We start from the raw sequence: 17,826 nt of genomic DNA, 5'->3' as shown, positions 1-17,826 counted from the left end.
GCCGCAGGTAACGGGAAGCTCTTCTCATCCAGTGGGGCTATCAGGAGTGAAAAACGGCGAAATACAATCGCCCTTCTATGGTCTCAACCAAAGATCGCTCAGGGCGATCTCGATTTCTCCAAAGGGTTCCGCCTGCATGCGATCGTTTTCCGCAAAGACCCCCAGCAGCAGCCATCTACCGGATTCCAGTCTAAAAACCTCGACCATCTCGGCCACGGGGTCGAGCAACCAGATATGACCGACCCCATGCTGAGCATAGACGGCCATTTTTTTGGTTCGATCCAGGCGAAAGGTATTCGGGGAGAGCACCTCGCAGACCCAGTCCGGGGGAACCGAAATCCAGTTGGTTTCCTCTGAATAGGGGAACCGCTCCTTTTTCCAGCCGGCGAGGTCGGGAACAAAGATATCGCCTCTCAAGGAAATTTCCGGCTCGACAATAATGATCCACCCTCCGGGACCGCCACCACGTCCCATTTGATAGGGTGGACCGATTTCCTTGTCGAGAGCCGAGCATGTAAAGGTGTGCTGTCGTGAGGGCCTTGGAGTCACAACGAGCTCGCCGTCGACGATCTCCCCTCTCGCATTCTCGGGAATGGAGTACAGGTCTTCGTAATCCGCCCTTTTCTTCGCCGCGTCGCTCATGGGTGGTGTATCCTCCGGATCTGGAAAGCCGCTTCAGACCACACCTTTGCGTTTCATCTCCTCCAGTTGATGCGGGCCCCAGCCGAGCTTCAGATTGTAAATGTACTCATTGTCGGCTCCTACGGGACGGCAGATCCATTTGACGCGGGGCGGGGTTTCAGTCATTTTCCACGGCTGGTTGGCAAGGGTCACGCGTTGGTAATGCGGGTCTTCCAACTTTTCGAAAACCCTTCGCACCCAGAAATTCTCCATGTCCATGGCTTCCATGGCGGATGAAATCCTCCCGGGAGCCACAATCCCTTCCCCGATGTTTCTGTTGTAATCCATGACCGCACTGTAAATCTGATCGTAGGTGCGCGTCTCCGTCCATTTCTCGATCTCCCGGTACATGATCGTCATGTTGTCGATATTCAAGCGATCGGAGATGGTCGGGAACTGCTTCTGGAGGTCCGGGCGTTCCAGGATCGTACAGAGTGCCTTCCAATTGACGTCGGAAAAACCCGAAAGGAAGACATATCCGTCCAGGCATTTGAAATAGGTGTACGGGAAGACCCCGACGTCATAATTGCCCACACGGGGAATGGTTTCCTGAAAGGCGTGGTAGTAGGTAAGATTATAATTGATGCAGCGGCCCAGGGCTTCGGCCGGGGAAACGTCGATGAACTGTCCCTTCCCTGCAAATTTGCGAAAATGCAGGGCAGCCATGACAGCAACGGCGGCCCAAGCCCCGCCGGCATACCATGCCATCCAGTTCCCCTGCCGGGTGGGTATCTCCCAGGGTGCGGGATGCTCGGGATCGCCCGCCGGCTCTCCCGTCACACTCGTGACACCCGAGTAGGCCTGATCCACGAGATCCAGGTCGGCCTTGCCGCAGCCGGCTTTGGGACCGAACTGACCGTACGTGTGGAGCGCACAGTAAATGAGGCCGGGATGGTCCTGGCTCAGCTGACGGTATCCCAGCCCCCACGCATCCATGACGCCCGGCTGGAAGGTTTCCACCACGATATCTGCCTGCCGGGCCAGCTTGCGGAATATCTCCCGTCCTTCCTCGGTCTCGAAGTTCAACGAAATGTGGAATTTGTTGCGGCCTTCGTTCAGATACCCCAGCCCCGTCCCCATGTGCTGGTATCCATGAGGAGAAAAGCTGCGGGCAGGATCGCCTCCGGGCGGCTCCACCTGGATGACTTCCGCGCCCAGTTCCCCGAGGATGGACGTGCAAAAGCAGCCCGAAAGATTGGCATGGCTGCAGTCCAGAACCTTCAGGTGCTCCAGCGCCTCGGGCTTGCCTGCGACCCGTGCCGGATCGTTGGCTTCACGGATCCACTCGCCCCAGCTCTTCTCCCGTTCTCCGTCGTCACCACCCACCATGAACCTCCGTTGACTCCTCGTCATTATCCGCAGATTCCGCAGATTCCGCAGTTTTTCGCAGGCTTGAAAAACAGCGGATTTTGCTCCCTCTGCGTCGGTCAGCGCCCCTCAGCGTTTTTCAGCGTCCTTCCCCCGCAGCTCCATCGCCGCCGTCACATGCTCGCCGTCCAGCCAGGATGCGCCCGCGTTCTCCATCCCAGTCGGGAGGGGGAGTCCTGCCGGGAGGGCCTTCCACCCATTTGCCGATGGCCTTGCATCGGGTCAGGGTCCGAATCTCCTCAGCAGGCGCGCTCCATGCGTGTAGAGAAATGATACCGGTCAGGGGTTGCCCCCAGCGTGCTCGAAGTTCACCCGCCATAAGATCCTCCTCTTCTCTTGAATTTCAGCCACAATTTCGAACCAATGCGCCGGCCACAATGTTCCGCGTATGAATCACTGAAAATCTGCACCTCCTTTCCACTTTCCAAAGCCGTCTGTATGGATGCACGCAACCATTTTTTCCACAAGCCCCACATTTGAAGCCTGCTGGAAGGACGAATGGATAGCCGGAATAGATACCTATTTCTTGCCTGACGCCTCGAAACCGCGCAGACTACCGCTTTTCAGTTTCCTAAAAAGTATTACCAGCCAAACAGGGCTTAAGGAGGGGTTGGATCGGCATGCAAGTCGACCGACACGGCAGAGAACGGAAAAAGTCACTCTATGCGAGCATAAGTCAGTCTGTTCTTTTCCCTTTCCACAAAGCAAGTGCTCAGTCAGTTTCCTAGTACCGCATGAGCCATGATGCGGTCAATAAAAATTTGTTTGACAATATATAACCCTCTGCTTTAAGAAATAGCTTCGCTTCATGGACACTTACATATTCCCACCCGGATGGGCAGGATTTCTGTCGGACAAGGTTTTCTTTCTCGCTTTTCTGCAAATCCTGCCATGAATGATCGTCTTTGTTTTACAGAGACGAGTCGGCCTGAACCTGAGTTTCCATTTCTTTCAATCCTCCCTTCGGGAGGACCTCACAGTGGACGCGTTTTGATCTCCATGAACGCACGGTCTTGAGCGAAAAGTTGAGGAGGTTCCACACGATGGCACACAAGATGACTGAAGCTGAACTGGATCGCACGGAAAAAGAATTCAAGGAATGGCAGGCAGAATACGACAAGGCGCTGAAAAAAATGCCTCAACGCCTGGAACGATTCTCCACCATTTCCGACCTCGAGGTCAAGCCCCTCTATACCCCTCTCGACATCAAAGACAACGATTACTTCGAAGACATCGGCCTGCCGGGGATGTACCCTTACACCCGTGGGGTGCAGAGCACCATGTACCGCGCCCGCCTCTGGACCATGCGCATGTTTGCCGGGCTTGGAACGGCGGAGGATACCAACAAGCGGTTTCACTATCTCATCAATCACGGTGAAACGGGACTCAGCACCGCCTTCGATTTCCCCACCCTCATGGGCTACGATACGGATTCCCCACTGGCTCGGGGGGAATGCGGCAAGTGCGGAGTAGCCATCGATACCATCGAGGATATGCAGAGGCTTTTCGCCAACATCAACCTGGAGGAAGTGACTACCTCCATGACCATCAATCCTCCCGCATCCATCATCTGGGCCATGTACATTGCCAATGCGGAGAATGAAGGGTACAGCCGCAAAAAGCTTGGGGGCACCATCCAGAACGATTGCCTGAAAGAGTTTATCGCACAGAAGACCCTCATGCTCCCGCCCGAGCCCAGCCTCCGCCTTGTGACCGACACGATGGAGTTTGGCGCACGGGAGGTTCCCCGCTGGAACACCATCAGCATCAGCGGGTATCATATCCGGGAAGCCGGCTCCACAGCCGTTCAGGAACTGGCTTTTACCATCTACGACGGCATCACCTACGTGGAAGAAGGAATCAAGCGCGGCATGAACGTGGATGACTTTGCCGGGCGCCTTTCTTTCTTCTGGAATTCCCACATCGACTTTTTTGAAGAAATCGCCAAAATGCGCGCCTCCCGCCGCATTTGGGCACGCCTCATGAAAGAGCGTTTCCATGCCAAGAACCCTCGGTCCATGCTGCTGCGCTTCCACACCCAGACGGCCGGATGCTCACTCACCTCTCAGGAACCTTACAACAACATCATCCGGACGACTACGGAAGCCCTGGCGGGCATCCTCGGCGGGACACAGTCTCTCCACACCAACTCGCTGGACGAAGTGTACATGATCCCCAGCGAACAAGCCGTCCTCATCGCTCTCAGAACCCAGCAGATCCTTGCCGAAGAAGTGGGCGTGGCCAATGTCATCGATCCTCTTGCCGGCTCTTATTTTGTGGAAGCGCTGACGGACAAGATGGAAGAAGAGGCCAATGCCTATATCCGCAAGCTGGATGAGATGGGCGGTATGGTGGCCGCTATCGAGCGAGACTATCCCCAGATGGAAATTTCCGACGCATCTTACCATTTCCAGCAACAGGTGGAGCGTGGTGAAAAAGTCATTATCGGCGTGAACAAGTATCCCTCGGATCGGCCCGAGCTGGAATTTGTTCTGAAGATCGACGATGAACTGGAAAAGGGACAGATCGACCGGCTCCATCAGTTCAAGGAAAGACGCGACAAGGTGAAGTTCCAAAAGGCCATGGACGAGCTTCGCCGCCGCTGTGAAGGCCCCCCCTGCTGGGAAAACAACGTCATGCCCGCTCTCATCGATGCCGTTCGGGCCGGGGCCACCGAGCAGGAATGCTGTGATCTGTACCGGGATGTCTTCGGGACCTACAGCGACCCGGGGTCATTCTAAGTACAACTCAACACATCAGAGTGTCCGCCACTCGATTCGTCATTCCGGCAATCCTTTAGCCGGAATCCACTGAAGACACTGGATGCCGGCTAAAAAACTGCCGGCATGACGAGGGGCGAAATGGACACCTTATTCTGTGCACGTGTACTAAGTTCACGCAGCAGTAACGCGCAGCCCCACGACGAGCAGGCTTGCAGGCTTACATCCCTTTGCAGGGCGAATGTGGGGCGGACCAGTTGCTTGCGATTAAAAATACTTTATTTACATAAACTTAGGAGGAATGTTTCCATGAGCGAAGAGAGGAAACTGCGTATATTGATTGCCAAACCTGGCTTGGACGGACATGATCGAGGCGCGCGAGTCATCGCCCGCGCCTTTCGCGATGCAGGCTTCGAAGTCGTTTACACCGGCTGCCACCAGACTCCCGAACAGATCGTGCACACCGCACTGCAGGAGGACGTGGACATCATCGGACTCAGCATTCTTTCCGGGGCACATACGTATTCATTTCCCCGCGTCATGGAGTTGCTCAAGGAAAACAAGGCCGAGGACATCACCGTTATCGGCGGAGGGATTTTCCCGCTGGAGGATATTCCGAAACTGAAGGCCGTGGGAATCAAGGAAATCTTCGAACCTGGAGCCAAGCTGGAGGAAATCATCAACTGGGTGAGAACCTCCGTCAAGCCGAGACAGGCATTGCAGGCCTGATCGATTCCTTTCAGGTCGTGGAGAATCGGGCTTCTCGCAGTGGGAAGCCCAATCTTCAGTATATCCCCTCCAGCAGATTGAGGGTTGAAAACTTCTTTTCTGTAGGAGCGGCATCCTGCCGCGACCGACGTACTGTCGCGGCAGGATGCCGCTCCTACAAAAAACAGGGAGCCATCGAATCGAAAGTTTTATACTTCATCGAGTGTATATTGGGTTCGAAACACCTCACGCGGGCAAAACAAGAGCAGCTCTGAGATATTGCTCAAAAAGGTAAGCCATGAGCATCATAGATCAAATTATAGCAGGAGATGTGCGGGCCACGGCCCGTTTGCTGAGAGACATCGACGACCAGGTACCGTCGATATACCCTCTTCTCAAAGAGCTCTACCCGCATACGGGCAAGGCTTATGTCATCGGCCTTACCGGTTCTCCAGGTGTCGGTAAGAGTACCCTCGTCGACCAGCTGGCCACCCGCTTCCGCCAGGAAGGCCTTACGGTGGGCATTCTCGCTGTGGACCCCACCAGTCCTTTCAGCGGGGGCGCCATTCTCGGGGACCGCATCCGTATGCAGCGTCATTTCCTGGACCCTGGAGTGTTCATTCGGAGTCTGGCCACGCGCGGACACTTCGGCGGACTCACGCGATCCACCAACGACATGATCAATGTCATGGACGCCATGGGGAAGGACATCATTCTTGTCGAAACCGTCGGCGTGGGCCAGGACGAGGTGGAAGTGGCCAACAGTGCCCACACAACTCTCCTCGTGACCATTCCGGGCATGGGAGACGAAGTCCAGGCCATCAAGGCCGGTATCATGGAGATCGGAAGCATTTTTGTCGTGAACAAGGCCGATCGCGAGGGTTCCCGCAAGACGGTCCGTGAGCTCCGCAACCTCATCGAGCTGGGACTCCGGAGGAAGGAAGACACCACCTGGGAGCCCCTCATCGTGCAGACTGAGGCCCTCAAGGGCGTCGGCATTGAAGACCTTTACCAGGCCATCATGAAGCACCGGGCCTATCTCTTCGACAATGAGAACGGTCAGCTGGACAGCATCCTGATGAAGCGCGCCCGCAGCCAGCTCATTGAAATTCTGAGGGACGAAGCCCTCAAGGCCATCCTGGGGCGGATGGAAGCCCAGGGAATGTCTCTTGAAGACCTCAGCCGGCGCATCAGGAACAAGGAATCCGATCCCTACACCATCGTACACGAGGTGCTCGAAAGAGAATTGAAATAATCCCTTTCCCTGGAAAGAGCGCCCGCGTGGCGAATAATGCATCCTTTTTTCCAAGGTGGATTGGGGGGGGTGTGCATCACTTTTTCGCCAGGAGACACTCATAGGCGTCCGACATCCGGACAAAGGCATCGTGGTCCCCGCCCTTGTCCGGATGCGCCTTTTTGGCGCATTGCCTGTAATGGCGGATCAATTCCCGGCGCGTCATGGCTTTGAATTCATCGTCCGTAATCCCCAGGATCTTGCAGGCTTCCACGGTGGACTGCGGTTCCGTGCTGCTGCGAGGCCGGAAAAACTGGCGTCTCCGAATGAATTCCTTCAGATAGTTGTCCAGAGAGCCCCCGAAGAATTCGTGATCGAAATACATGACGGCATACCGGACCAGGTAGGGATGGAGGACTCCGTCTTCAATCCTGTCGATCCCCATGAAATAATGACGATCCCTGTTCAGTCGGCACAGTTCGTCGAGAAAGTAGGAGTCTACCGTTTCCTGATCCAGCCCTATGGGATGATTTTTAAGGAGGTGCGCCGGGAAAAATGACTGCACGTGCATCGCAGTGTAAAGGTAAAGCTTCGTTTCATGGGGTCGAAGGATTTTTTCCATCTCCTCGATGGTGTGCTCGATTTCATCCCGGCTTTTATCCAGGAGCACGTTGAGAAATTTCCAGGGCCTGCCCTCCAGTTCTCCCATATCCACGCGGCCCATGCGGAGGAAATGCATCCGGCGCCGATCGAAAGAATGCAGTACCTCTTGATGCCTCAGCAGTTCTTCGGGGGAGCAATCCGTCCATTTGGAGCGTATCGCCTGATGATGGCTGAATTTTTCCAGGACCTGACGCACATGGCGATCGATGAACGGAAGAAAGGCGTTTTCGAGATCCATCGGAGTGTATTCCACCCCACATTCCTCCAGGGTTTCCTCTATCACGGGGTCGAAGTAGAATCCGCTGCCACCTGGATACTCGATGAAACGGGCGGGATCGTCCCCCAGGTCCATCAGGTCCCTGTGCCGCAGGCAGCCGTTGTCCCTGTAGCTTTCGCGGAGCACGTAGTGATAGCTTTCCTTCTTGCGCACCCGTCTTAAATACAAGGCCCTTCTCCTCTAAATATCGGTAGCTCAAAGACTTTTTCCAGGACAATTCGTTTCGGTTTGCCCTCGCCTTGCCAGGAAATCCTTCAGATGGTGGAAGATATTTTTGTGCAATGATAACCCATTGTAAGGAACAGGCTACCCTTTATTTTATTGCCAGAGGCGATTTAAAGGGAAAGGGGGATGAGGAAGGTACTGCAGGAATGTCGGGAGAATTCGACATTCAAGCCAACAGATTTGGGGGTATGCTCACACGGCATGCAATCTTCGTTCGCTAGGAGCGGCTTCCAGCCGCGACTGCATGCTTCGCGGCTGGAAGCCGCTCCTACAAATCTCGAGCATGAGAGCATGCTCCCCTGCAAACGCAAGGATCTAACCATCATGCACCGGCATCTTGGAACGAAAAGAAAAAAAAGCCCGGGCGGCTTATGGCCACCCAGGCTCAGGTTCAGCCTCTAATCAGGGTATGATTAGAAATTCCACTGCAGGCGTGCGCCGACTTCATAGACATCGTCAACGCTCTCAGCTGCGGTGTAAGCATCGTCGGCGAACAGGTAAGCGCCGACCAGATCCAGGGTCAGACCGTCTACGATACCCTGGGTCAAGTAGAGGTCGATTTCATGACCGATGGAGTTGTCCGTGCCATCGAAGCTTTCGACGTCTTCCGCAGTCCCAAAGTACCAGTAGGAGGCGGAAAGCTTCGTCTTTTCCAGAGCCTGCCAGGAAGCGCCGGCCGTGACGGTCCAGAGGTTCGAGGGCTGACCGTAGCCGGTCCACTGGAGGTCATTCTTGCCGTTCACATCGGTATGACTGATTGAAAACTTGTCCAGAATACCGCCACCGATGATTTCAGAGAAGTACTTGGTGGTGGAGAGGGGATAGGCGAAACCGTCGATATCGTTGCTGTCGTCATCCAGCTCCTGACCGGAGGTGTAGAAGCCGCCCAAGTTGAAGGTGAAAGGACCGCAGAAAAAGTTGGCGCCCGCATCCACCATCCAGCCTTTGTAATCCGCGGAACCGCCGTCGATGAAATCAACGGAGCCGAGGTTCTTCACGAAACTCACATAAGCGGCCATCCAGTCCATCTTGTAGCCCAGATTGACACCAATATCGAAGAGGTCATTGGAATCGACTTCAGGTGCTCCAATCGGATAAAAGGGACTACCCACCGGAAAAAGGAAATTCCCAGCCTGGGTAGCCGGGTTGTTCACGGTATAATAACCGCTTGCAGGATCGGTGCTGACGATGGTGTTGTTGCCGTTCTGATAGTAGCCGATCAAGGTACCGGTCAGCTTACCGGGGCCCACGTCGCCGGCATAGTCAATGCTCAGGTAGTAGGAGTCGATGTTGTCATTCGTATCGGTAACGTCCGTGTTCTGAGCCGCGATGTAGCCCGCCTGCACCCTGATGGAGTCGAACTTGGCCTTCAAAACCGCCGCGGAAAAATCGTCGTCGATGATCCAGGAATCCATAAGGTTAATGCCCTGGATACCCACGGAAGCCGTCAGAGGCGTCTCGGGAATATTGAACTCGACATAGGCGTTCTTGGTTTCGATGTTCACAGAGTCCGCACCCACATTGCCGCCGGTGCCCGGTCCGGTCCTTAACTTGTCATCGCCCCAAATCGTGTCGCCGATTTCAAACTTGGTCACCAAACGCAGGTTCTCGCTGGCCACAAAGTTAAAATACAGTCTCAAGCGCTGATCGATGAAGTTCTTGTTGTCATCGGCATCATCGGTTCCGTCCTGGTTGTCCTGGGTGTGCCAACGCGCGCGGAACTGTCCACCGTATTTGAGCTCTACAGCCGCAAAAACGGGCATGGCGAAGCTCAAAGCCACCAGCAAGGCAACCAACATCATCAGATGTTTTTTCATCTCTTCTTCTCCTCAAAAAGCTAACATCACTCTTTCCATGAAATGACAAAAATCAGCCCCAAAATACTCGAATTGTCTAGTGTTGCTCTGCCCTCCTTTCTCGTGAAGTGCTCTTCAGGTAGGTAATGTGCAGACCTAGCCCCTTTACAGTTTGAGACAACGTGTACCGTAAATAGCAATAAAATGTCAAGATAAAAAGAAAGGAATATTGCCGTTTTCAAAGGTGAAGGAATCGAGTATGCTGCCCACGTCCCGATACGGGCAAAAACATTTTGTTTCGGACCCTCCATGTATCTCTTGCCGCAGGATCCGACAGAAGACAAGCTCAAAGGAGAAATTCAAATGTCATTCAAGGTTTTCTTTCGTACATTTTGCATCCTGGCTTTGCTGGTATCCGTTCCATCCGCCCTGTGGGCGGCTGAAGGCGCTGAGGCCCCTGTCAAAGTGGCCGTCCTTCCTTTCACCATGCATGCCCCCGGTGACATGGCGTATCTTCAGGACGGCATCCGAGACATGCTGACCTCGCGGATCGCCTGGCAGGGTAAAGTCCAGGTGGTGGACCGCGCCGCTACAACTCAGGCTTTCCAAGGCTCCAAGGGTGATCTCTCCCAGGCTGAAGCCGTCAGAATCGGCAGCAACCTCAAGGCCGACTATGTGCTTTTCGGCAGCGTCACGGCCATGGGGCAATCCGTCAGCATCGACGCCAAGATGGTCCCTGTCACGGGAACGGGCGAGCCTCTGCCCCTCTACGCTCAAACGAAGAGCCACGACGAGGTGATTCCCCAGGTCAACATGTTCGCGCAGCAGATCAATCAGAAAATCTTCAAAAGAGCGACGGACATGCCTCAGACTGCCGCAGCCGACAACGAAGGCCTGGGCAATCAGAATCCCGAGATCCTCGTCCCCGATGCCATGCAGAGTGGGGACAGGATTTCGTACCTGAACCCCAACTTCATCGAGGTGACTTCAGAAAGCTCCCTCCGACAGTCCGGCGTCTGGAGAAGCCAGACCTTCAGCGGGGGCATCGTGGGAATGGATGTGGGAGACCTGGACGGAGACGGGCAGGTGGAGGCCGTTACCGTCACCAGGGATGAGGTGACCGTTTACCGCAGACAGGCCCAGGGCATGAAGACCATCGCCAAGTTCACCGGAGAGAAGGTGGACCGGTTCCTCTCGGTCTCCCTCGTGGATACGGATCGCGACGGCAGAGCTGAAATTTACGTCACCAACCTCCGGAGGCTCAACAAAGTCAACCCGGCTGGATCAGAAAACATTTACGGAGCCGGCTACACTGATGAACTGGCTTCCATGGGTTTTCAGTTTGTCGGCGGCAAACTCCAGCAAATCTTTAAAAACGCCCCCTACTTCCTGAACGGCGTGGATCTTCCCAAGCGGGGGAAGGTGCTCCTCGGACAGGCGAAAGGCAGCATAAAGGATGGAGCCTTCAAGGGAGACATCTATGAGATGCAGCTGCGAGGAGGCAGCCTCTCGCCATCCGTGCCCGCCAACCTCCCCAGCCGCTGCAATGTCTATAATTTTGCCCGGGCTGACATCAACGGGGATCATGCGGAGGAAACCATTCTCATCGACTCCTCCAATGAAATGCTCATTCTGAGCGCCACGGGCGACCAGATCTGGAAGGGGGACAGACTTTTCGCCGCCACCACCAACACCTTCGAAGCGAAGGTGGAAGACCGGCGCTACAATTCGGTGGACGTTTACGCAATACCCTCTCCCATCGTCATCACGGACCTCAACAACGACGGGATCCCGGAAATCGTCGTGAACCGCAGCGCTGATTCGGTGGCCAGATTTTTACCCAATTCTCTAAAGTATTTCGACAAGAGCGAAATCGTCTCCCTCTCGTGGGACCAGTTGGGCCTCGTGGAAAACTGGAAAACCCGGGACATCAGCGGCATGGTGACCGCCATACGGCTGGGCGACCTGGACAACAACGGAAGTACGGAACTGGTGGGCAGCCTTGTACTGGCCAAGGACTTTTTGAAATTGTGGGATTCCAAGAGCACGATTTTCAGCTATGACCTGAATGTCTCCAAACAGGCTCCGGCCAGACAGTAAGTAGCGAGGGCCTGCATCACCTTTAGGGACTTGCGAAGTTACCAGGATACCATTTTTCGTCATTCCGGCATGTTTTAAGCCGGAATGACGAGCGCAATCCTTCCCCTTCCAACGGAGGTGAAGGTGGGCAAACGGTATTTCAGCAACGACGGAGTCCCTTACAGCTTGTAATCGCCTTCCAGCTCCATGATGTACTCGCGCTCTTTGTCGCCCGCCCTCACCGTAAACGTGCCGTTGCCCGTAATGGTCGACAGTTTTCCCATGCCTTTGTAAACTTCCCAGGTTCCCCGGGTGAGGCCGGTCGCAGCATCCCGCCGCCCCAGGAACGAACTGCAGATGGCTCCCTCCTGAAACTGGGTGATGGCGTACCCACGCATTTCCCCTGTGCCGCGGATTCGGTCGTGGAAGGTCACGCTGCGCCTGGAAACAAATTCGCCCGCTATCCCCACCTGATATTCAATGGGCTCACCCTCCATTTCCACCAGCATCAAGGTGTGATCGAATTCATCGTGAACATAGAGCATCTCTCTGCGGGTGACCATCAGCCGATATGTGGCTTTGCGCTTCATACCCCTCTTCTCCTTTTCTCTTTAGGCTCAAAATCGTTCCGTTTCAACGATGGAGACAACCCCTCCGGGCCGTCGATCAATCGGATATGCCCTCAAGATATCTTCTTCTCCCCCCGAATTCCAGAGAATCATGTGAAAGAAAGCCCATTTTATGCACCCATGCGTGCTGCATCATCTCTCGGTTCTTGACACGGTCACCCCATTTCGTTAACCTCCATCACGCCTGAAGGTTGACAATGAGCACGGCACAACCAGTGCGACCCTGTATCGTTCCCTTTCACAAGGATGCGTAATGCCCATCAAGCAGCTGCAATACATCGTTTACGCTTCACTCCTGGCCGCACTCACCGCAGTGGGGGCTTTCATTCCCATCCCTATCGGCCCGGTCCCCATCATTCTCCAGAATCTCTTTGTGCTCCTGGCGGGTCTTCTCCTGGGGAGCCGCTGGGGCTTCACCAGCATGGCCGTCTACCTCCTGGTGGGTGCCGTGGGAATGCCCGTCTTCACAGGGGGCAAGGGAGGAATCGCTCATTTCATGGGACCCACGGGCGGGTACCTCATCGGCTTCGCCGTGTGCGCCTTCGTGACGGGCTGGATCGCTGAACGGTCGTCGGGACGGACCGGTTGGGACATTGCGGCAGTCATCGCGGGATCCCTGCTCGTTTATGCCTGCGGAGTCCCCTGGCTCAAGGCCGTCACGGCCATGACCTGGACAAAGGCGGTCATGGTGGGGATGCTTCCATTTCTCATGGGAGACGCGATCAAGGCCGTCATGGCCGTCATGCTGGCCCGTGCCGTACGCCCCATGCTGCAGCGGCAGTTGCAGACCGTTTCCGCATGATTTGTATCCGCGACCTCCGGTACCGCTACCCCGATGGAACCGAGGCCCTGAAAGGAATCAGCCTGACGGTTCCCGACGGCGAGTTTCTGCTGATCTGCGGTCCCAACGGCAGCGGCAAGACGACTCTCATCCGCCACCTGAACGGACTCCTGAAGCCCTCGTCGGGAAGCGTTGAAGTGGACGGTTTTGGAACGGTGGACTCTCCTCGGGACGTACTGCAGCGGGTGGGAATGGTCTTTCAGGATGCCGACAGCCAGATTGTGGGAGAAACGGTGCGGGAGGACGTGGCTTTCGGGCCTGAAAACATGGGATTGTCCGCCGCCGAGGTTGAAAACCGGGTGGAGGAAGCCCTGGAGCTGGTGGGCATGACGGCCCTGGCCGAAAAGCCGTGCCACCTCCTCTCCGGAGGAGAAAAGAGACGGGTGGCCATCGCGGGAGTCCTCGCCATGCGCTCCCGCATCCTGGTTTTCGATGAACCCTTCGTGAACCTGGATTACAGGGGGGTTCAGCAGGTGCTTCGCCAGATCGTGCAGCTCCACCGGGAGGGGCACACCATCCTCCTCACGACCCACGACGTGGAAAAGGTCATCGCCCATGTGGACCGCATTGCCATCGTGTACAAGGGCGAGCTGAAGGCCTCCGGGAACCCTGATGCCATCATTCCCGAGCTTGAACAGTACCAGGTCCGCCCCCCCTGCACCAGCTTACCAGCACAGCGAGCCCTTTCGTGGCTGCCCGACTAGCATTCCACTACTTTCCCGGGAATTCCCCCCTGCACCGATGGGACGCCCGCTGCAAGTTCCCGGCGCTGCTCGCCCTGACGGTCGGGTTCCTCCATATGACCGGGCCGGCCCTGGCGCTCTTTTCCGCCCTTTTTCTCGTCCTGCTGGGGATAGGAAGGCTCCCGGGGCGGGCACTCCTGAGGGACCTCAGGGGCTGGGTTTTCTTTCTCGGTATCATTTTTCTCCTGCAGGCCCTGTCCTTTGAAGAGAACACCCCCCGTCTCCTGCCCTGGCTGCCCGTGACGCACGCCGGATTGTCTTTTGCCACTCTCACCTGCTGGAGGCTGCTCCTCATCCTCTGCTACGCCACGATTTTCACCTTCGTGACGCGCCCCCGCCAGCTCCAGGACGGCATTGTATGGCTCCTCAAGCCCTTCCCCTTTTTGCCCGCCCGCCGCATCGCCCTCATGATGACACTCACCCTGAAGTTTCTTCCCCTCATCCTGGACCAGGCGGACGAGGTGGGCATGGCCGGACGGTCTCGCCTGGCCCATCGGCGCAGGAATCCCTTCACGCGGGCAAAATATTTCGTGCTGCCCCTCTTCCGACGCTCTCTCATCCGCGCCCATGAGCTCGCCCTCGCCCTGGCCGCGCGCGGCTACCGCGAAGACCTTCCCCTCCGCCTCCCCGGGGTCCCCTCGGAGGATTGGATCGCGCTGATTCTCGTCGTTTTGGCTGTGTTGCTCTGCGGGCTGGGACTGGAGGACATTCTCACGGTCGTTCGCGCATGGCTTTAGACGGCAGACCAGCCTCGGATTTTTTTCCTAAGGGAGCCCACCGTTTCCGCGATGTCGGGAGCTGCGGTGATCTCCGTCACCATGGCGATGCGGCGGGCACCCTTTTGCAGGACCTGGTCCATGTTGCCCGCCTTGATTCCCCCCATCACCGTGAAGGGAAGGAGAACCCGGCTGCTGATCTCGGGGATGGCCTCGGGACCCAGAAACGAATGGATCCCTTCCTTGGTCCTGGTGGGAAAAATGGGCCCAATGTTGATGTAATCCGCCCCCTCATCCCAGGCCTGGAGCGCCTCGGCCACTGAGTGCGTCGAAGCTCCGATGAGGAGCTCGGGAGCAAGTTTTCGCGCGGCTTCCACGGGCAAGTCGTCCTGGCCCAGGTGGACCCCGTCGGCATCCACCGCCAGGGCGATATCCACGTGGTTGTTGATGATGAGGAGGACCCCGGCTTCCGCCGTCTTTTTTCGGAGCTCCAGGGCCAGGCGGTAGATCTCCCGCGCGGAAATTTCCTTCTCGCGCAGTTGGACGATGCGGGCACCTCCGCGTATGATCCCGTCCACGACTTCCAGGTCCGTTCTCCCTGCCGAAAGACGCTGGCACGTGACGGGATAAATGTCCACCTGCTCAAACAGGGCCTTCCGTTCCTGCCTGTCCATTCACCCTCCTCCCACCATCCGAATGATTTCAAGGGAATCCCCGTTTTCCACGGGCTCCTCGTCAAAGGCCTCACGGGGCACAATCTGGAGATTCCTTTCCACGGCTACCGCGCGCGGATGCATTCCCAGCTCCCGCAGGAGCCTGCCCACGGTGAGCGGTTCCTGACAGGTTTTCATTTGACCGTTCACACGAATTTGCACCATCGCCACCTCCCTCCCGCCTCCAGGTCCCGTCACCGGGAGCATGCCCCCGCGCAGGCAGCGCCTTCCTCGTCTCCGACCAGGAAAGCCGCATCCCAATCTTTCCACACAGGATCGTAACCCTTGCTGCGAATTACCTCGGCAACCTCAGACGGCGAACGCTCATCGGAGATCTGGAACTGAGCCTCCGCCGCATCGGCATGGGTATACCCGCCCGGGTCGGTCCGCGACCCGGCGCTCATGCTCGTGACCCCGAGAGAGATCAGGTGGTCCCGAAAAAAAGGCGACTCGCGGGTGGAAAGGACGAGACCCGCATCGGGCAGGAAGAGGCGCAGGGCCGTCAGCATCTGGACCATGTTCCTGTCCGAGACGGGAAAATCGGGCTGAAAGCCGCCTGCGGCAGGCCTCAGCCGGGGAAAGGAAATGCTGACATGGGATTTCCAGAAACGCCGCAGCAGGTGGCAGGCATGCAGCGCCAGGAAAAGGGTCTCGGTGCGCCAGTCGGCCAGGCCCAGGAGGGTTCCCAGGCCGATGCGCCGAAAACCGGCCTCCCCCCCACGCTCGGGCGTTTCCAGTCGCCAGCGGTAGTCCCGTTTGCGCCCCCCGCAATGCACCCTGCCGTACAGATCACGGCGGTAGGTTTCCTGAAAAACCACCAGTCCATCCACGCCGTTGTCGATGAGGGTCCGGTAATCCTCGACAGCCATGGGATAAATCTCCACGGAAATGGACGAAAAGAGGGGCCGCAGGCGGTGGGCGACCTCCGCAAAATATTCGACGGGCACAAGCTGCGGCGCCTCTCCCGAAACCAGGAGGACGTTGCGGAATCCAAGGCCGTGAATCGCACGGGCCTCCTCCTCCACCTGATCCAGCGTCAGGGTCAGGCGCTCGACGGCATTCCCCGCATTGAACCCGCAGTAGGCGCACCGATTCGTGCAGACATTGGATACATACAAGGGAGCAAACATGTTGATGGTTTTGCCGAACCTCTGCTCCGTCAGCCGGTGGGAGCGCTGGGCGATCTCCTCCAGAAACGGCTCCGCGGCCGGCGAGAGCAGGTTCATGAGGTCCTCTTCCCTCAAAATGTCAGCAGCGAGGGACCGTTCCACCTCTGCTTCGGTGCGGCTGTAGATCTCAGCACGAACCTCTTCCCAGGAGTAACCCTCAATGACATCGTAAAAGCTCATGGCTGTCTCACCTCAAAAACCCGGTCAATGGACTGGAAGCCTCGGCGCGCTTACGAACGCCCCCCAACCCGGCAAGGTAGGCTTCCCGGCCCGCTTCCACACCCTTTTTGAAGGCGCGCGCCATGCCCTCGGGATCGCCTGCCACGGCAATGGCCGTATTGACGAGCACCGCATCCGCCCCCATCTCCATGGCCTCCGCTGCATGGGAGGGGGCTCCCAGCCCCGCATCCACCACCACGGGAACGTTGGCCTTTTCAATGATGATCTCGATGGAATCCCGGGTGCGAATCCCGCGATTGGAACCGATGGGTGAGCCCAGGGGCATGACGGTGGCCGTACCGACGTCTTCCAGGCGTTTGGCCAGGACGGGATCCGCGTGGATATACGGCATGACGACGAACCCTTCCTTCACCAGGATTTCAGCTGCCTTGAGCGTTTCCACCGGATCGGGGAGCAGGTAATGGGGATCGGGAGTCACCTCCAGCTTGATCCAGGGCTCGCAGCCCGCCGCGCGAGCCAGCCGCGCCAACCGCACAGCCTCCTGAGCGTCCCGGGCTCCCGACGTGTTGGGAAGGAGCAGGTACCGCGCGGGGTCTACGGCACTCAAAATGCTGTCCCGGGGATTTTCCAGCTCCACCCGTCGCAGGGCAACGGTCACCACTTGGGTCCCCGAAGCCTCCATGGCCCTTTTCATCACTTCCGGCGAAGAAAATTTTCCTGTTCCCATCAGCAGTCGTGAGCCAAACCCACGTCCCGCAATGGTCAAAGGCTTGTCCATCATGGCCCCACCTTTCCCTTCCGTTTGAATGGCTTCATTCCGCCCATGGCCGGCGGGCGAAGCCGTATATTGAAAAAAATTTTTCGGATCCGCACAACGGCAGGCGCACCGAGGCATGAAAAAAGCCGTTTCCCCAGATGGGGAAACGGCTTAATGAGCGAGCTCAAGATAGATCTCTACCCACAACCATTTCCCTACGCTGGTATTATCCAGATCAGGTAGAAAGGGTTTTTCTCAGCCCGGAATTCCGAGCACCCCTAACGGTTGTTCAATTTATTGAGTCGAACTATGACATATGAGAGCAGA

Annotated in this window: 17 protein-coding genes and 1 riboswitch; of the genes, 7 read left to right on the top strand and 10 right to left on the bottom strand. The window is 56.8% G+C overall.

Annotation, left to right across the window (positions count from 1 at the left end; all coding sequences use genetic code 11):
* Positions 1-75: 75 nt before the first annotated feature.
* The 3 genes from MWC30_RS09900 to MWC30_RS09890 form a co-directional block, all read right to left on the bottom strand.
* Entirely contained in the window at positions 76-642 is a 567-nt protein-coding gene (locus MWC30_RS09900; protein WP_244084010.1) for a Uma2 family endonuclease, read from the bottom strand.
* A 33-nt stretch (positions 643-675) separates the two neighbouring features.
* Complete coding sequence (locus MWC30_RS09895) at positions 676-2,010, bottom strand: CaiB/BaiF CoA-transferase family protein (RefSeq protein ID WP_244084009.1); 1,335 nt, start codon at positions 2,008-2,010, stop codon at positions 676-678.
* A 118-nt stretch (positions 2,011-2,128) separates the two neighbouring features.
* Entirely contained in the window at positions 2,129-2,368 is a 240-nt protein-coding gene (locus tag MWC30_RS09890) for a hypothetical protein (protein WP_244084008.1), read from the bottom strand.
* Positions 2,369-3,092: 724 nt separating this feature from the next.
* Here MWC30_RS09890 and MWC30_RS09885 point away from each other — a divergent pair.
* The 3 genes from MWC30_RS09885 (at position 3,093) to meaB (ending at position 6,732) form a co-directional block, all read left to right on the top strand.
* Positions 3,093-4,790 (top strand): methylmalonyl-CoA mutase, encoded by a 1,698-nt coding sequence (locus MWC30_RS09885; protein ID WP_244084007.1) that lies wholly within the window; start codon positions 3,093-3,095, stop codon positions 4,788-4,790.
* Between the two features lie 288 nt (positions 4,791-5,078).
* Positions 5,079-5,498, top strand: coding sequence for a cobalamin B12-binding domain-containing protein (locus tag MWC30_RS09880; RefSeq protein ID WP_244084006.1), 420 nt, complete (start codon positions 5,079-5,081; stop codon positions 5,496-5,498).
* Positions 5,499-5,775: 277 nt separating this feature from the next.
* The gene (gene meaB, locus MWC30_RS09875; protein ID WP_244084005.1) at positions 5,776-6,732 is read left to right on the top strand and encodes a methylmalonyl Co-A mutase-associated GTPase MeaB; all 957 of its coding nucleotides are present in this window, start codon (positions 5,776-5,778) and stop codon (positions 6,730-6,732) included.
* Between the two features lie 76 nt (positions 6,733-6,808).
* Here meaB and MWC30_RS09870 read toward each other — a convergent pair whose 3' ends face one another.
* Together MWC30_RS09870 and MWC30_RS09865 are read right to left on the bottom strand one after the other, a co-directional pair.
* The gene (locus MWC30_RS09870; protein WP_244084004.1) at positions 6,809-7,819 is read right to left on the bottom strand and encodes a J domain-containing protein; all 1,011 of its coding nucleotides are present in this window, start codon (positions 7,817-7,819) and stop codon (positions 6,809-6,811) included.
* 470 nt (positions 7,820-8,289) lie between these two features.
* Complete coding sequence (locus tag MWC30_RS09865) at positions 8,290-9,693, bottom strand: hypothetical protein (protein WP_244084003.1); 1,404 nt, start codon at positions 9,691-9,693, stop codon at positions 8,290-8,292.
* Between the two features lie 342 nt (positions 9,694-10,035).
* On the opposite strand from MWC30_RS09865, the gene MWC30_RS09860 reads away from it, so the two are divergent.
* A complete protein-coding gene (locus MWC30_RS09860) occupies positions 10,036-11,772 on the top strand; it encodes an FG-GAP-like repeat-containing protein (protein ID WP_244084002.1) in 1,737 nt (578 codons plus the stop codon).
* A gap of 158 nt (positions 11,773-11,930) precedes the next feature.
* Here the strand turns inward: MWC30_RS09860 and MWC30_RS09855 are convergent, their stop codons facing one another.
* Complete coding sequence (locus tag MWC30_RS09855) at positions 11,931-12,341, bottom strand: hypothetical protein (protein WP_244084001.1); 411 nt, start codon at positions 12,339-12,341, stop codon at positions 11,931-11,933.
* A 292-nt stretch (positions 12,342-12,633) separates the two neighbouring features.
* Between MWC30_RS09855 and MWC30_RS09850 the strand changes: the two genes are divergently transcribed.
* Genes MWC30_RS09850 through MWC30_RS09840 form a run of 3 tightly spaced genes read left to right on the top strand, consistent with a single transcriptional unit; the run spans position 12,634 to position 14,701 of the window.
* Positions 12,634-13,182: a biotin transporter BioY gene (locus MWC30_RS09850; RefSeq protein ID WP_244084000.1), complete on the top strand. Its 549-nt coding sequence runs from the start codon at positions 12,634-12,636 to the stop codon at positions 13,180-13,182.
* Positions 13,179-13,925 (top strand): energy-coupling factor ABC transporter ATP-binding protein, encoded by a 747-nt coding sequence (locus MWC30_RS09845; protein WP_244083999.1) that lies wholly within the window; start codon positions 13,179-13,181, stop codon positions 13,923-13,925. The genes MWC30_RS09850 and MWC30_RS09845 overlap by 4 nt, the downstream gene beginning before the upstream one ends.
* Positions 13,910-14,701, top strand: a complete 792-nt coding sequence (locus MWC30_RS09840) for an energy-coupling factor transporter transmembrane protein EcfT (RefSeq protein ID WP_244083998.1) — start codon at positions 13,910-13,912, stop codon at positions 14,699-14,701. The genes MWC30_RS09845 and MWC30_RS09840 overlap by 16 nt, the downstream gene beginning before the upstream one ends.
* Here MWC30_RS09840 and thiE read toward each other — a convergent pair.
* The 4 genes from thiE to MWC30_RS09820 are packed head-to-tail and all read right to left on the bottom strand — an operon-like array spanning position 14,698 to position 17,520.
* On the bottom strand, positions 14,698-15,354 hold the full coding sequence (thiE, locus tag MWC30_RS09835; protein WP_244083997.1) for a thiamine phosphate synthase: 657 nt from the start codon (positions 15,352-15,354) through the stop codon (positions 14,698-14,700). The two genes, MWC30_RS09840 and thiE, sit on opposite strands and share 4 nt — an antisense overlap.
* Positions 15,355-15,558: a sulfur carrier protein ThiS gene (gene thiS, locus MWC30_RS09830; RefSeq protein ID WP_244083996.1), complete on the bottom strand. Its 204-nt coding sequence runs from the start codon at positions 15,556-15,558 to the stop codon at positions 15,355-15,357.
* 29 nt (positions 15,559-15,587) lie between these two features.
* Positions 15,588-16,742, bottom strand: coding sequence for a 2-iminoacetate synthase ThiH (gene thiH / locus MWC30_RS09825; RefSeq protein WP_244083995.1), 1,155 nt, complete (start codon positions 16,740-16,742; stop codon positions 15,588-15,590).
* Positions 16,743-16,749: 7 nt separating this feature from the next.
* Entirely contained in the window at positions 16,750-17,520 is a 771-nt protein-coding gene (locus MWC30_RS09820; protein ID WP_244084025.1) for a thiazole synthase, read from the bottom strand.
* A 174-nt stretch (positions 17,521-17,694) separates the two neighbouring features.
* Positions 17,695-17,789, bottom strand: a riboswitch (TPP riboswitch).
* Between the last annotated feature and the right edge of the window lie 37 nt (positions 17,790-17,826).

Origin of the sequence: Desulforhabdus sp. TSK, from assembly GCF_022836495.1 — a bacterium.
In the GTDB taxonomy this organism is placed as follows: domain Bacteria; phylum Desulfobacterota; class Syntrophobacteria; order Syntrophobacterales; family Syntrophobacteraceae; genus Desulforhabdus.
The sequence above is the reverse complement of the archived record's forward strand: the minus strand, read 5'-3'. Positions and strand labels throughout refer to the sequence as shown.

What these genes read in the sequence shown, in the direction of transcription:
- MWC30_RS09895 (WP_244084009.1), bottom strand. Translation starts at nt 2,010, where the DNA reads ATGGTGGGTGGTGACGACGGAGAACGGGAGAAGAGCTGGGGCGAGTGG.
- thiS (WP_244083996.1), bottom strand. Translation starts at nt 15,558, where the DNA reads ATGGTGCAAATTCGTGTGAACGGTCAAATGAAAACCTGTCAGGAACCG.
- MWC30_RS09845 (WP_244083999.1), top strand. Translation starts at nt 13,179, where the DNA reads ATGATTTGTATCCGCGACCTCCGGTACCGCTACCCCGATGGAACCGAG.
- MWC30_RS09860 (WP_244084002.1), top strand. Translation starts at nt 10,036, where the DNA reads ATGTCATTCAAGGTTTTCTTTCGTACATTTTGCATCCTGGCTTTGCTG.
- MWC30_RS09855 (WP_244084001.1), bottom strand. Translation starts at nt 12,341, where the DNA reads ATGAAGCGCAAAGCCACATATCGGCTGATGGTCACCCGCAGAGAGATG.
- MWC30_RS09900 (WP_244084010.1), bottom strand. Translation starts at nt 642, where the DNA reads ATGAGCGACGCGGCGAAGAAAAGGGCGGATTACGAAGACCTGTACTCC.
- MWC30_RS09890 (WP_244084008.1), bottom strand. Translation starts at nt 2,368, where the DNA reads ATGGCGGGTGAACTTCGAGCACGCTGGGGGCAACCCCTGACCGGTATC.
- MWC30_RS09820 (WP_244084025.1), bottom strand. Translation starts at nt 17,520, where the DNA reads ATGGACAAGCCTTTGACCATTGCGGGACGTGGGTTTGGCTCACGACTG.
- MWC30_RS09885 (WP_244084007.1), top strand. Translation starts at nt 3,093, where the DNA reads ATGGCACACAAGATGACTGAAGCTGAACTGGATCGCACGGAAAAAGAA.
- thiE (WP_244083997.1), bottom strand. Translation starts at nt 15,354, where the DNA reads ATGGACAGGCAGGAACGGAAGGCCCTGTTTGAGCAGGTGGACATTTAT.
- MWC30_RS09865 (WP_244084003.1), bottom strand. Translation starts at nt 9,693, where the DNA reads ATGAAAAAACATCTGATGATGTTGGTTGCCTTGCTGGTGGCTTTGAGC.
- thiH (WP_244083995.1), bottom strand. Translation starts at nt 16,742, where the DNA reads ATGAGCTTTTACGATGTCATTGAGGGTTACTCCTGGGAAGAGGTTCGT.
- MWC30_RS09850 (WP_244084000.1), top strand. Translation starts at nt 12,634, where the DNA reads ATGCCCATCAAGCAGCTGCAATACATCGTTTACGCTTCACTCCTGGCC.
- MWC30_RS09880 (WP_244084006.1), top strand. Translation starts at nt 5,079, where the DNA reads ATGAGCGAAGAGAGGAAACTGCGTATATTGATTGCCAAACCTGGCTTG.
- meaB (WP_244084005.1), top strand. Translation starts at nt 5,776, where the DNA reads ATGAGCATCATAGATCAAATTATAGCAGGAGATGTGCGGGCCACGGCC.